This is a genomic window from Streptomyces sp. Ac-502 (assembly GCF_045222935.1).
Taxonomy (GTDB): Bacteria; Actinomycetota; Actinomycetes; order Streptomycetales; family Streptomycetaceae; genus Streptomyces; species Streptomyces monomycini.
Window position 1 is genome coordinate 144,223 of record NZ_JBHFFO010000002.1, and the last position, 11,445, is coordinate 155,667.

Here is an 11,445-nt window from a genome sequence, read left to right on the forward strand (position 1 = left end):
ATCGCCGTGGACTGGCGTAACAACGACTATGACTTCCGCAACCCGGGCGAGTGGCCCGCCGGCCGGTCGGTCAGCTCCGGGAATCGCACGTTCCTGATGGACGCGCGTACCCCCCACGATGAGCGGGAAGCAGAGTTCTCCTGTAAGAACGCCGAGCAGATCGAGTTGGTCATCCGCATCTGCCGATCGGGCCGGTCATCGCAGTGCACCCCAGGGCATCCCGCGGCTGCGCAGGTAACAAATCTTCCCGATATCGCTACGTACGATCCCGCTGCCGTACCCGACGCCGCCTGAACCAAGGAGAGAACCGACTCATGCGTCGCTGTTTGTGGTGTGGCCGTGCCGGGCGCCGCGGCTTCGCATCCGTCCCGGGCGGTCACGTCTGCACCCGCCGTGCTCCCTGCCTCGTCCGCTGGACCCAACGACCCCGCACACCCCGATGAAGGAGACCGTGATGCCGAAGTTCCGCAAGAAGCCCATCGTCATCGAGGCGCTGCGGATCGACATGCAAGACCACGACGCCGCCACCGCTCTCATCGCGTGGTGCGGCGGCCACGACTACAGCAGCACCGAGCACGGGATGCTCGTCATCGCCGTGCCCACCCTCGAGGGCACCATGTACGCCGCCGACGGCGACTGGATCGTCAAGGGCGTGAAGGGCGAGTTCTACCCGGTCAAGCCGGACATCTTCGAAGCCACGTACGAACTGGTCGAGGAGAGCGCGTGACCATCCTTGTGGAGGTGCCGCCCCTCACCCGGCCGCCCGATACAAGGGCCCGGCCAAGCACCGGGCTCACCTGACTCGCCGAGAGCTTGAGATGCTGCGTCTCGCCGCGAACGGCAACACCAACGTCACCATTGCCCGCTGGCTTGACATCACGCCGACCACGGTGAACCACGGGCTTCGTCGGGCGTACGCAAAGCTCGGAGCCCAGGACCGTACGCACGCGGTGGCGGTTGCCCTGGTACGGGGGCTGCTGAAGCCTCACGAGATCGCCGGGGTGCAGATGCTGCCCGCCGGCACCTCGGTTCACCGCCACAGCGCGTGACCATTCGTTGATCGAAGTATCCGGGAACGCGGGCTGACACACCCACCGCGACCGATTCCGTAACCCACTGTCACATCGCCCTGGAAGGGGTCTACTCGTCATGCCCGAAACCAAGCAGCACCCGTCCGATCGGGCCCAACTCGTCATCGCGGTCGTGGTCGCTGCGGCTGTCATGACCGGTGCCTACCTCGTCGCCGACCGGCTGCCGTTCCCCGTCGCCGCTGTCGTGCTGCTCGTCGCCGCGGTCGGTCTGACCGTGTTCGCCTTCCGTCTGACGGGCGGCCGCCGGTGAGCCGGGCCCTGCAGTTCGCCGCCGTGTACGCGGCGCTGACCGCCTCCCACGAGGTCGCCGACCACCTGGTGCAGGTGGACCGGGACGCGTGCGGGAAGGGCGCGCCAGGGTGGGAGGGAGGGCCGCGTGCTTGAGGCATGTCGGCTCGTACACCCTCACCCAGGCGCTTGCGGTTGCGGCAGCCGACCGTGGGCTCGGTCTGCGCCTGGACTGGCGGTACGCCGCGGCGGGGCTCGCCGTGTCCGCCGTGACGCACTACGCCGCGGACCGGTCCGGCGGACGCTGGACCGAAGACCCCGAGAAGCAGCAGACCACGCGGATGGTGCGGTTCGCGCACCGTACGGGTCAGGGCGGCTGGCTCTCCAGTACTCCGCAGGCCGGCTACCAGTACGACCAGGCGTGGCACAAGGGCTGGATCACGATCGCTGCGGGTGTGGTCGCCGCCGGGGCACCGAGGGCCGTGCGGTGAAAGCGGCCCGCGGCCGGTGCCGGTGGTGCCGCCGCCGCATCGCACTCACCCCAGGCGGTGCCCTGTGGCGCCACGGACACGGCTTCCCCTGCCTCGGAACCGGACGGCAGCCGTCCTGCGACTCCCCGATCCCCGAGTGGCCGCTCAGGTACCGCAGCCGCCCCGTCACCACCATCCCCGGCCCCGACACCTACTCGCCTCGGCTTGGAGACGCTTGATGCCTGAAGAAATGATGCTGTTCGAAGGCGGGACTGCCCCAGTTACTTCATCCGCTCCGGTGCCCCCGATCGAATTCGGCGACGCGCTGCAGTGGCTCGCGGATATCGAGCCGGGCAGCGCCTCAGCTGTGGTCTTCGATCCGCCCTACGCGGTCGGATCCCCGGTCCGTGGCCGCGAAGACGGCGCCGCTGGCAGTGTGTTCGCGCCGTTTCAGTTCCTCAACCGCACCCTCGGCCTGGCTGCGAAGACGCTGCGTCCCGGCGGCATCGTCCTGATCTTTGCGGACTGGCGGCGTATGCCCGACCTCGGCTACATGGCCACCACCGTCGGGCTGCGTGCCTCCACCTGTGTCGCCTGGACCCGTAAACGTCCTGGCACCGGCGACCTGCTGCGGTCGGCGTGGGATCCGATCCTCGTCGCGTCGCGGGGCACCCCCGATGCCGTCGACCGGGCCGCCATCCCCAACGTGATCGAAGCGGACTACCCGGCCAAGCGGCGTCATCCCTACGAGAAGCCGCCGGCGGTCTATCAGCACATCCTGCAGCGCATCGCCCGGCCTGGCGAACTGGTCATCGACCCCTTCGCCGGCTCCGGCTCCTCCCGCACCGCAGCGGCAGCTCTCGGCCTGACCTGGCGAGGCTGCGACATCGACCCCGCCTACGCCCAAACCGCTTCCGGCCCCGACACCTACCCGCTCAGGAAGGGAGCAGCATGACCAGGGAAGAACTCGCCGGCCTCCTCCGAACAGCGAAGGACTACCTCACGGAGCACGGCTGGTGCCGCGGTGAGATGAACGGCCCGAACGGCGAGGTGTGCGCGGCAGGAGCCATCCGCGCTGTTGCCCCGCCCTGCACGCGGCGGCAGACGTCGCCTGAGGAGCGCTTGGCCGTGGCGGCACTGTCCGTACACCTGGGCGGGCAGCCCGTCGCCGACCCGGACAATCCGATCGGCACGCACCCCATGGAGCGGGTGACGGCCTGGAACGACGCGGCGAAGGAGGTCGGCGTGGTGCTGGACGCCTTCCGTGGTGTCATCGAGCGCCTCGAGACGGAGCGATCGTTTCTGGCCCGGCACCTGGCGGTCGTGACCGGGCAGTCGGTCGGCGAGGTGCTGGCGGACACGGACGCGGCCGTCGCCATCCGCCAGGAGGCCGCCCTGCGGGCCGGGGAGGTGCCCGGGTGAACGCGGGTGCGTCGGCGGCCGCGCACGCCGCGGTCGTGGGCCGGGGACGCTGGTGGCAGCGGGCCCTGGCCGCGGCTGGCTACGTGACACCCGGGCTGGCGCAGGCCCGGCACCGGGCCGGGAACTGGTCGGCGGGTGCCGAGGGGAGCGGCGCACCGCCGCACTCCTCGCGCAACTGCACCAGCACGGATGGGCGGGCGGACACGACCGCAGCATCCCTGGTGCTCGCCGTGCGAACGTCGACCACGTGCTGGTAGCCCCGTCCGGGCGGGTGTTCGCGGTCGACTCCAAGCTGTGGCACGCCCGCGCCCGCGTCCGGCCGGTCGGCGGCCGGCTGGTCCACGGTACGTACGACCGGGACCGGCAGATCGACACCGCCCTGTACGAAGCCGGGCTCATCAGCCGCGCCCTCGGCGTCCCGGTGCAGCCGCTCATCGCGGTCCACAACGCCCCGGTCGAGTCCGGCGGCTTCCACCTGCGGGGCGTCACCGTGATACCCGCCGACCGGCTGGTGGCCTTGCTGCTGGACAACGCCGGCACACCGGACCTGGCGGAAGCGCAGCGTGTGGCGGGCATCGCGGCCCGGGTGCTGCGCCGGTATGTGGAGTGAGCGGGAACGGCTGACCGGCGGGGTACTGCGGCGTACGGTGAGAGTCGGCCGGCGGGTTTCGGAGGCCCCGGGTAACAGCTGGGGTCTCCGCACTTGGGACCGGCTGGCAGACCCGATGCAGAGAACGCACCAGGTCTGCCGCCTTCGAAACGTTGACGCCTCCGACTTCACCGGGGGCGTCAACTTCGTTGTGGGCAGCGGTGGTAGACCGTTCGGGCACCCATTTCGGGATTACCCCTTGCGGCTTCCATATTTGGAAGCTACCTTGGTGTTGTGAGGTCAGGGGATTAGCCCCAGACCCCGCCGGAAGGAACCGGTCGATGAACACCACCGCTGCCGCACTCGAAGCCCGCGTCACCGTCGCCACCGTCCGCACCTGGTGCCGTCTCGGAGCCGTCGCCGCCGTCAAGCAGGCCGGCCGCTGGGTCATCGACGCCGCCTCCCTGGCCCACCGCATCGCCCTCGGCGCCCTCAAGCGCCCCGCCCGCAAGACCGCCGCGGTCGTGTACTCGGTCGAGACGATGACCGCGATCGGCGGCAGGCGCTGGCAGCGCGGCGACAAGGACCGCGTCTACCTCAACGACTGGGCCGCCTTCGCCGGGCTGGAGACCAGCCACTACAACACCGGCAACATCTCCTCCGCCTCCTGGCAGGGCGAGCACATCTCCAACTCCCAGGCGTACAAGCTCGCTGGCTGCATCGACAAGGTCTGGTTCGACACCGCCGACGGCAAGCTGCACGGCCGCTACGGCTTCTCCGAGTCGCGCGTCGCCTCCCGTGAAGAGGTCTGGGCCGCCGTCGTCTCCGGCATCCGCGCCGCCATCGCCGCCCTCTGACACCGACACCGCCACGTCCGCTCCGTCCCGAAGGGGGACAGCATGACCACCACCACGACCCGCGTCATCGAGTGCACCAGCCCCGACGAGCTGTACCGCCAGTACTCCGGCCAGAGCGAACCCCAGCCCTGCTACATCGAACTGGACCTGCGCGAGGGCGTTCTGCTCGCCAGCTACAACGCCGAGATCGGCAACGCCGTGCCGTTCAGCGTCCACTACGGCTTCGAGCGCCGCTACGGTATTCCCCTGCTGCACGCCGAGGCCGCCAACCAGGCGATGCGCGACATCAGGCCGCTGGCCGACCGGATCCTCGCCGACTGGGAACAGGTCTGGGACGGCAACAACCTGGTCGCCCGCCTCGGGGAGGATGCCCGGGCCGCCGAGGAGGAGCTGGAAGGGCTGCTGGAGGACCGCTTCGTGGAATCGGACCAGGTGACGGTCTGGGACGTGGACGGCGCCACCAACAGGTGCGAGGCCGACGAGTACGGCATCACCGCCGAGACGACCGACGACCGCCTGATGGAGATCGAGGAGCTGATCCGCCAGGACCTGGCCAGCGTCAGCGACAGCAGCGTGGTCGTGCTGGAAGGGGTGGACGACTACCTGCGGCAGCTGCGCGACGGCCTCAGCGAGGAAGACGACGACTGATCCCTCGTTTTCATCCTGCGCCGCCCCGGCGACAGCCGGGGCGGCATCACCTTGGAGAACCGATGACTGAATACACCGATCCGCCGGGGATGCCCGAGGACGAGCGGATGACCGACGCCGAGTTCCGCGTCGTGCGCGAGTACCTGGGGCTGACCCCCGAGTGGCTGTCCGGCCACCTGGGGGTGTCCGCGCGCACGGTCCGGCACTGGGAGGCCGGCAAGTACCAGATCCCGGACGGGGTGCGCCTGGAGATGGAGGACCTGGAGCAGCGCACCGGCGAGTTCGTCGCCGGGGCCGCGGAGAAACTGCAGGACCTGCCGGAACCGGGCTTGTTCACCTACCGTACGGATGCCGAGTACTGGGCGGCGCACCCCGAGCTGGACCCGCTGTTCCCCGCCTCCTGGCACCGCGCGGTCGTCGCCCGTATCGCCCTGCGGGTGCCGGGCCTGGCCATCGCGTACGCGGATACCGAGGACCGTCTCCGCGGCCGCACGGCGGCCGCGGAGACGGCTGGCCGGTGAGCCGCGTGCCTTCCTGCGCTGCCCATGGCCCGAGCCCTCAGCAAGAGTTCGTGCGCGACTCCAAGATGCTGCGCCCCTACCAGCAGGAAGCGGTCGAGGCGATCGTCGCGGGCCGAGCGGCCCGCGGCCAGTTACACGCGGCCTGCGGCTCCGGAAAGACGCTGATGTCGGTGCGGGCCGCGGCCCGACTGGTCCCCGATACGGGCCTCCTCGTGGTCTTCACCCCGTCGCTGGCCCTGGTGGCCCAGACCATCACCGAGTGGCGTGCCGCGTCCCGGGTGGATGCGGTGCTGGCTGTGTGCAGCGACGACACCGTCACCGACGCCCCCGCGCACCTGGCGGACATCCCGGCCCAGGTGTCCACCGACCCGGCCGGGATCACTAAGTGGCTTCTCGGGGGCGCTGGCCGGCGCCTGGTGGTGGCCACCTACGCCTCCGGGCACCGGCTGGCCCAGGCGCTGCGCGACGCGCACGTCACAGCGGACCTGGCCGTGCACGACGAGGCCCATCACCTGGCGGGCCGCGCCGACTACGTCACCCGCCGCATCCTGGACGACGCGTTCCTGCCCGCGCGCAGGCGGCTGTTCATGACCGCGACGCCCCGCATCGACGACCTGCGCGCACAGACCGGCGACGGGCTGACGATGTCGGACACCGGCGTCTTCGGCCCGGTGCTGTTCAGCTATCCGTGGGCCCGCGCCATCAGCGAGGGCCACCTGGACGACTACCGGGTGGTCATCGCCGGGATCGGCGAGAGCGAACTGCTGGAACTGCTGACCGATGACGAACACCGGCACGTCCAGGAGCCCGGTGCCCCCGACGCCCGGGTGCTGGCCGCGCAGGCGGTGCTGGGCAAGGCCGCCCGCCAGTACGGCCTGCGCCGCGTCCTGGCGTTCTGCCACCGGCTGGACGCCGCCGCCGAGTTCTCCCGCACCCTGCCCGCCACCCTGGCCCGGCTGCCCGCCGGCCAGCGGCCCGCCGGAGCGGTCCACAGCGAGCGCATCACCGGCGAGCACACCCACGCCCAGCGCGAGCGGATCCTGGACACGCTGCGCGAACCGCCCGACGCCTGGACCGTGCTGACGAACGTGCGCTGCCTGTCGGAGGGCGTGGACGTGCCGGCCGTCGATGCGGTGCTGTTCACCCACCCCAAGCGCTCGCAGGTCGACATCGTCCAGGCCGTCGGCCGGGCGCTGCGCCGCTCGGGCCCGGCCGCGACCGCCACGGTCATCGTGCCGATCGTCGTGCCGGACTCGGGCGAGCCCGTCGGCGACCTGGATCCGGGCGAGTACCGCGTCCTGTGGCAGGTGCTGCGGGCCCTGCGCGCCCACGACGAGAGCCTGGGCATCGAGCTGGACACCCAGCGCTCCAAGGGCCACGAGACGAACCCGCAGCTGCCCTCGCGCATCACCGTGCAGATGCCGCCCGGCACCAGTGACGACATCCTGGCGAAGATCACCGCGCTGACCGTACGGCAGACCACCTCCGCCTGGTGGACCGGCTTCGGGCACGCCCGCGCCTTCCACACCGCCAACAACCACCTGCGCATCCCCTCGGCTCACCTGACCGAGGACGGCTTCCGCCTGGGACAGTGGATCCAAAACGCCCGCCATCACCGGCGCAAGGGCTGGCTGCGCCCGGACCGGGTCGAAGCCCTCGACAAGATCGGCATGGTCTGGGACACCACGGAACTGCCGTGGGCGCGGTTCCTGGAAGAGCTGCGCGCCTTCAAGGCCGCGTTCGGGCACACGCTGGTACCCCAGAGCTACCTCTCGCCCGGCGGCTACCGGCTCGGCCAGAAGGTCAACAGCACCCGCAGCCGCTCGCAGCGCATCCCGGAGTTCGTCCGCACGCAACTCGACGGCCTGGGCATGGTCTGGGATGCCCGCGACGCCCGCTGGCAGGAGCTGTACACCGCGTGCCAGGACTACCGCGGCGAACACGGCCACCTGAACGTGCCCGTCTCCTACGTCACCGGCGACGGCTACCCCCTGGGCATGCGCCTGAAGGCGGTGCGCCGGCAGGCATCCGCCGGGCGGCTGGACCCGGCCGAGCGCGTCTCGCTGGAGGAACTGGGCCTGTCCTTCACCGCGGGCCCGGACCGGACCTGGAACGAGTTCCTGGCAGCCTGCGACCGCTACGTCGCCCAGCACGGCAGCCTGGCCACCGTGGAGAAGGACTACACCGACGACACCGGCTACCGTCTGGGCTCGCGCATCTCCTACTACCGCAACCTGCACCACGGCACCCGCGACGGCGCCGGCCCCGTCCCGGCCGAGCGCCGCGCCGCGCTGGACGCGCGCGGCATGGTCTGGCGCATCGCGCCCCTGCGCGACCTGCGCCCCGACGAGCACCACCGGCTCGCCGGCCTGTCCGGCGCCCGGCTGGGCGCCGCCGTCCTGGAACTGGTCGAGGAGGGCGTCACCCAGTCCAGCATCGGCGTGGCGCTTGGCTACAGCCACACCTACCTGTGCACCAAGGTCAAGCACTACCGTGCCACCGGCACCTGGCCGGCCCGCGGCAACCGCACTGTCCCCACCCTCAGGAGGACCGATGAAGGACAAGGCGGCCGCCAAGAAGACTCAGCGAAGCGCACGTGACCGGCAGCCCGCCGGCGAGAGCCTTGCCGACGTCGTGGCCTACCTGCTGACGCTGACGCAGCCCCGCACAGCCGATACCGGGCAGGCACCCGGCAAGCTGGCCGCGTGGCGCACCGTGCCGGGCTTCACCGAAATGGACGCGGACGGCCGTGTGGACGTGCGGCACGTGGACCGCTGCGCCGGGCCGGGAAGTTGCGTGAACGCCTGCCCCGGCCGGTACGGCACGCCTAGGCTGAAACAGCGGCTGGCGAACCTGGTGACCAGTTCACACCAGGTTCGCCAGCCGCTTTGCGGCATCGAGGCAGAGTGGGGAAGAGCCGGATGAGATGCGCCGCGCCCAGCTCCGCCGGGCCATCCGTACACCCTCGCACGCGACACTGACAACGCCCCTCTCGAACTGGAGAGGGGCGCGCTGCGGGGCCGGTCTCGAATCGGCGTAGTGGCAGTCAGCTACGGGTGTACGAGCTGGGGGACATGTATCAGGCGGGAAGGGTGAATTCGCCCTTGGCTGCCCCGTCGATGAAGCATTCCCACACGAGGGGGTCACGACGAACGGCGGGTTGTCCGGGTCTTCGTTGTCGCGCAGGGCCACGCGTCCGTCGTCCAGGTAGGCGACCTCCAGGCAGCCGCCGTTCGCGCTGGAGGCCGTGCTCTTGAACCACCGTGCGTTGTCGAGGGCGAGGTCGGCGGCGGGTGTGCGGCCGCCGGTCGGGCTGGTCATGGTCCGATCTCCTTCGCAGCGCGCTCGATGAGCGCGCGTGAGTTTCTGCGGTCGAGGGCCGCGGCCGTCAGCAGGTCGAATGTCTTGGTGAAGCGGCGGGCGTCACGTTCTTTTTCCAGGTAGAGGTTCCCGGCCGCGCTGTCCACGTAGACCACTGTGGGGTCGTCGGCGAAGTGCAGGAGCGTGAAAGCACCGGCCAGTCCGGCGTTGTCCTCTTGTGACAGAGGCACCACCTGGACGGTCACGTTCGGCAGCTCCACCATGTCGTGAAGATGCCTCAGCTGATCTCGCATGACGTCCGGGCCACCGATGGGGCGGCGCAGTACGTTCTCGTCCAGGATCGCCCACAGCTCCAGGGGGCTGGTGCTGCGGTGCAGCAGCCGCTGGCGCCCTTCGCGGAGGTGCAGCAGGTCTTCGACGTCGTCCGGCCGGTGGGACCGAGGCGAGTTGAGCACGGCCCGGCTGTACTCCGGCCGTTGCAGCAGACCGGGCACGAGCAGTGGTTCCCAGGCGCGTTCGGTGGTGGCGTCGGTCTCCAGACCGATGAAAACTTCGAGGTCTGGCGGCAGTGACCAGGCTTCCCACCAGCCGGGTTTCTGGCTGCGGCTGAGCATCGTCAGCAGGCGTTGCACGGTGCGTTCGTCGGTGACGCCGTACAGGGCGCACAGGCGGTTGACGTCGTCCTCGCGGACGGCGAACGTGCCCCGCGCGCGTTCAATCTTGCTGATGCGCGTGGGGTCGCAGCCCAGCGCGGCGGCCGCGTCCTTGAGATCTTTGCCGGCGGCCGTCCGCAGTGACCGCAGTTCTTTGCCCAGTGAGCGGCGATGCACCGTAGGACTGCTCGGTTCTGTGTCCATCCCCGCCCTTGACCTCCGTCGCCCGCGCTGACGTGGCGCACTTGCTGAGTTCCAGTCTGCCGTATCCCCCGGACGCGCTGCACCCATCAGCTCTGATCCCTTCCCTGGCGTCGAAAACGCAGGCGAGCAAGTGTTCAGCACTTGCTGAGCACTTGCGGAGCACTTGACGAAGGGCCACTCTAGAACTCTTCAAACACGTTGTGTAGCGACTCGATCGCATATTGTTGATCTTGAGTTGCGCGGTGAACAGGAGCGCTTCATGAGGCACCCGCCGGTACGTGAGTACGACCTGCTCAGCGGCATTCCGGACCTCAACCGCCTGCAGGGCAACGCCTGCATCGACTGCGGCACCCCGCGCGGCGCCGCGCAGCTGGTCCGAAACGGATCGGCACGCATCGTCTCCGGCGACACCCACAGCGACTGGGACGTCTTCCGCTGCAAGAACGGCTGCGGGAGGCACCGGTGACTCGACGTCATACGGCCGGGACGCTGTGGCTGGCGGCCGCCCACCCCAGCCCCACCGCGGCCTGGAACCAGTGGGCCACCACGCCCACCCGGTTCGCGGTGCTGCCCGCCGGGGCCCGGTGGGACGCAATCCGGATCGGCTGCAGCCTGGCCGTCAAGGCGCTGGACGAACTGGACGCCATCGAACGCGCCGGCGCTCCCGTGCTGTGGGGACTGCGCGAGGGCAGCGCCCGTGCCTACGTCCTCGTACCGCCCGGCACCGCCAGGGCATGGCACGAGCCGCCCACCCGGGCCATCGGCGCCGGCGGATGGGTGGCCATGCCCCGCCCCGGGACCGACCAGCCCGACCCCGGCTTCAGGTGGGAACCGGCACCGGACGGCTCCGGCCGCCTGGCCGACCCCGAGACGCTGCGCTCCGCCCTGCGCCGCGTGCGCGAGGGGGAGCGGTGAGCGTCCACCCCGCCCGGCCCGAGCTGGCCGCCGTCCCGCCGCAGGGCATCGTCCCCCCGGAGCAGCCGCGCCGACGTGAGAAATGGGTCTTCCGCCGGTCCGACCCCGCGCCGGCCGAACTCGCATACGTGAAGGTCTCGGTGATGCTGCGGTGGGGCTGGGGTCTGCCCGGCGCCGTCGCGGACACCGCCGGGAAGGCGGCCAGCGAGCTGGCGGACAACGCGATGCGTCACACGTTCAGTCACAAGATCGCGGCGGCCGTCTCGGTGAGCGGCGGCCGCGTCACCGTCGCGGTCCTGGACCGGGGCCCTTCCCGGCTGTTCCCCCCGCCCGAGGAGTTCGGCCGCGGGCTGCGCTACGTCGACCAGCACGCCGAGACCTGGGGGCACGGCCTCCTGTGCGGCGGCACGCTGGTACGCGCCGCCTTCCGCATCGGCCCGGCCGCGCCCGCGGAGGGACCGTGACGGGGGCCCGCGATCCGTACACCAGCGCCGACCGGATCTTGCTGGTGGCGGTCAAAGACGGT

Annotated in this window: 20 protein-coding genes; 18 read left to right on the top strand and 2 right to left on the bottom strand. The window is 70.7% G+C overall.

Going from position 1 to position 11,445, the window contains the following annotated elements; genetic code table 11:
- Positions 1-6 precede the first annotated feature (6 nt).
- The 15 genes from ACEXOX_RS45000 to ACEXOX_RS45070 all read left to right on the top strand — a co-directional run bounded on the left by ACEXOX_RS45000 (position 7) and on the right by ACEXOX_RS45070 (position 8,751).
- On the top strand, positions 7-294 hold the full coding sequence (locus ACEXOX_RS45000) for a hypothetical protein (protein WP_406526912.1): 288 nt from the start codon (positions 7-9) through the stop codon (positions 292-294).
- A 160-nt stretch (positions 295-454) separates the two neighbouring features.
- Positions 455-727: a hypothetical protein gene (locus ACEXOX_RS45005; RefSeq protein WP_406526913.1), complete on the top strand. Its 273-nt coding sequence runs from the start codon at positions 455-457 to the stop codon at positions 725-727.
- Between the two features lie 70 nt (positions 728-797).
- On the top strand, positions 798-1,049 hold the full coding sequence (locus ACEXOX_RS45010; protein WP_406526928.1) for a helix-turn-helix transcriptional regulator: 252 nt from the start codon (positions 798-800) through the stop codon (positions 1,047-1,049).
- A 100-nt stretch (positions 1,050-1,149) separates the two neighbouring features.
- Entirely contained in the window at positions 1,150-1,341 is a 192-nt protein-coding gene (locus ACEXOX_RS45015; protein ID WP_406526914.1) for a hypothetical protein, read from the top strand.
- Complete coding sequence (locus ACEXOX_RS45020; protein ID WP_406526915.1) at positions 1,338-1,475, top strand: hypothetical protein; 138 nt, start codon at positions 1,338-1,340, stop codon at positions 1,473-1,475. The genes ACEXOX_RS45015 and ACEXOX_RS45020 overlap by 4 nt, the downstream gene beginning before the upstream one ends.
- Complete coding sequence (locus ACEXOX_RS45025) at positions 1,472-1,810, top strand: hypothetical protein (RefSeq protein ID WP_406526916.1); 339 nt, start codon at positions 1,472-1,474, stop codon at positions 1,808-1,810. The genes ACEXOX_RS45020 and ACEXOX_RS45025 overlap by 4 nt, the downstream gene beginning before the upstream one ends.
- 217 nt (positions 1,811-2,027) lie before the next feature.
- Positions 2,028-2,744 carry a DNA-methyltransferase gene (locus ACEXOX_RS45030; protein ID WP_406526917.1) on the top strand — a complete coding sequence of 239 codons (717 nt, stop codon included), beginning with the start codon at positions 2,028-2,030 and terminating at the stop codon, positions 2,742-2,744.
- Entirely contained in the window at positions 2,741-3,211 is a 471-nt protein-coding gene (locus ACEXOX_RS45035; RefSeq protein WP_406526918.1) for a hypothetical protein, read from the top strand. Before ACEXOX_RS45030 ends, ACEXOX_RS45035 begins: the two co-directional genes overlap by 4 nt.
- Positions 3,208-3,468, top strand: a complete 261-nt coding sequence (locus ACEXOX_RS45040) for a hypothetical protein (RefSeq protein WP_406526932.1) — start codon at positions 3,208-3,210, stop codon at positions 3,466-3,468. Before ACEXOX_RS45035 ends, ACEXOX_RS45040 begins: the two co-directional genes overlap by 4 nt.
- Positions 3,387-3,821 carry a hypothetical protein gene (locus ACEXOX_RS45045; RefSeq protein WP_406526929.1) on the top strand — a complete coding sequence of 145 codons (435 nt, stop codon included), beginning with the start codon at positions 3,387-3,389 and terminating at the stop codon, positions 3,819-3,821. Before ACEXOX_RS45040 ends, ACEXOX_RS45045 begins: the two co-directional genes overlap by 82 nt.
- 320 nt (positions 3,822-4,141) lie before the next feature.
- A complete protein-coding gene (locus tag ACEXOX_RS45050) occupies positions 4,142-4,657 on the top strand; it encodes a hypothetical protein (protein WP_406526781.1) in 516 nt (171 codons plus the stop codon).
- A 42-nt stretch (positions 4,658-4,699) separates the two neighbouring features.
- Entirely contained in the window at positions 4,700-5,305 is a 606-nt protein-coding gene (locus tag ACEXOX_RS45055) for a hypothetical protein (RefSeq protein ID WP_406526782.1), read from the top strand.
- 62 nt (positions 5,306-5,367) lie between these two features.
- Positions 5,368-5,826: a helix-turn-helix domain-containing protein gene (locus ACEXOX_RS45060; RefSeq protein WP_406526783.1), complete on the top strand. Its 459-nt coding sequence runs from the start codon at positions 5,368-5,370 to the stop codon at positions 5,824-5,826.
- Positions 5,827-5,876: 50 nt separating this feature from the next.
- Positions 5,877-8,426, top strand: coding sequence for a Helicase associated domain protein (locus tag ACEXOX_RS45065; protein WP_406526919.1), 2,550 nt, complete (start codon positions 5,877-5,879; stop codon positions 8,424-8,426).
- The gene (locus tag ACEXOX_RS45070; RefSeq protein ID WP_406526920.1) at positions 8,380-8,751 is read left to right on the top strand and encodes a hypothetical protein; all 372 of its coding nucleotides are present in this window, start codon (positions 8,380-8,382) and stop codon (positions 8,749-8,751) included. Before ACEXOX_RS45065 ends, ACEXOX_RS45070 begins: the two co-directional genes overlap by 47 nt.
- Here the strand turns inward: ACEXOX_RS45070 and ACEXOX_RS45075 are convergent.
- Both ACEXOX_RS45075 and ACEXOX_RS45080 read right to left on the bottom strand, forming a co-directional pair.
- Positions 8,692-9,147 (bottom strand): DUF397 domain-containing protein, encoded by a 456-nt coding sequence (locus ACEXOX_RS45075; RefSeq protein ID WP_406526921.1) that lies wholly within the window; start codon positions 9,145-9,147, stop codon positions 8,692-8,694. The genes ACEXOX_RS45070 and ACEXOX_RS45075 overlap by 60 nt on opposite strands.
- Positions 9,144-10,004, bottom strand: a complete 861-nt coding sequence (locus ACEXOX_RS45080; protein ID WP_406526922.1) for a helix-turn-helix domain-containing protein — start codon at positions 10,002-10,004, stop codon at positions 9,144-9,146. Before ACEXOX_RS45080 ends, ACEXOX_RS45075 begins: the two co-directional genes overlap by 4 nt.
- A 259-nt stretch (positions 10,005-10,263) precedes the next feature.
- Here ACEXOX_RS45080 and ACEXOX_RS45085 point away from each other — a divergent pair, with 259 nt between their 5' ends.
- From ACEXOX_RS45085 to ACEXOX_RS45095, 3 genes are read left to right on the top strand one after another with little or no spacing between them, the layout of a single operon-like run.
- Positions 10,264-10,470 carry a hypothetical protein gene (locus ACEXOX_RS45085; protein ID WP_406526923.1) on the top strand — a complete coding sequence of 69 codons (207 nt, stop codon included), beginning with the start codon at positions 10,264-10,266 and terminating at the stop codon, positions 10,468-10,470.
- Entirely contained in the window at positions 10,467-10,919 is a 453-nt protein-coding gene (locus ACEXOX_RS45090) for a hypothetical protein (protein WP_406526924.1), read from the top strand. The genes ACEXOX_RS45085 and ACEXOX_RS45090 overlap by 4 nt, the downstream gene beginning before the upstream one ends.
- Complete coding sequence (locus ACEXOX_RS45095) at positions 10,916-11,383, top strand: ATP-binding protein (protein WP_406526925.1); 468 nt, start codon at positions 10,916-10,918, stop codon at positions 11,381-11,383. The genes ACEXOX_RS45090 and ACEXOX_RS45095 overlap by 4 nt, the downstream gene beginning before the upstream one ends.
- The last annotated feature ends 62 nt before the right edge of the window (positions 11,384-11,445 follow it).

What these genes read in the sequence shown, in the direction of transcription:
- ACEXOX_RS45055 (WP_406526782.1), top strand. Translation starts at nt 4,700, where the DNA reads ATGACCACCACCACGACCCGCGTCATCGAGTGCACCAGCCCCGACGAG.
- ACEXOX_RS45080 (WP_406526922.1), bottom strand. Translation starts at nt 10,004, where the DNA reads ATGGACACAGAACCGAGCAGTCCTACGGTGCATCGCCGCTCACTGGGC.
- ACEXOX_RS45070 (WP_406526920.1), top strand. Translation starts at nt 8,380, where the DNA reads ATGAAGGACAAGGCGGCCGCCAAGAAGACTCAGCGAAGCGCACGTGAC.
- ACEXOX_RS45060 (WP_406526783.1), top strand. Translation starts at nt 5,368, where the DNA reads ATGACTGAATACACCGATCCGCCGGGGATGCCCGAGGACGAGCGGATG.
- ACEXOX_RS45075 (WP_406526921.1), bottom strand. Translation starts at nt 9,147, where the DNA reads ATGACCAGCCCGACCGGCGGCCGCACACCCGCCGCCGACCTCGCCCTC.
- ACEXOX_RS45005 (WP_406526913.1), top strand. Translation starts at nt 455, where the DNA reads ATGCCGAAGTTCCGCAAGAAGCCCATCGTCATCGAGGCGCTGCGGATC.
- ACEXOX_RS45015 (WP_406526914.1), top strand. Translation starts at nt 1,150, where the DNA reads ATGCCCGAAACCAAGCAGCACCCGTCCGATCGGGCCCAACTCGTCATC.
- ACEXOX_RS45035 (WP_406526918.1), top strand. Translation starts at nt 2,741, where the DNA reads ATGACCAGGGAAGAACTCGCCGGCCTCCTCCGAACAGCGAAGGACTAC.
- ACEXOX_RS45050 (WP_406526781.1), top strand. Translation starts at nt 4,142, where the DNA reads ATGAACACCACCGCTGCCGCACTCGAAGCCCGCGTCACCGTCGCCACC.
- ACEXOX_RS45030 (WP_406526917.1), top strand. Translation starts at nt 2,028, where the DNA reads ATGCCTGAAGAAATGATGCTGTTCGAAGGCGGGACTGCCCCAGTTACT.
- ACEXOX_RS45085 (WP_406526923.1), top strand. Translation starts at nt 10,264, where the DNA reads ATGAGGCACCCGCCGGTACGTGAGTACGACCTGCTCAGCGGCATTCCG.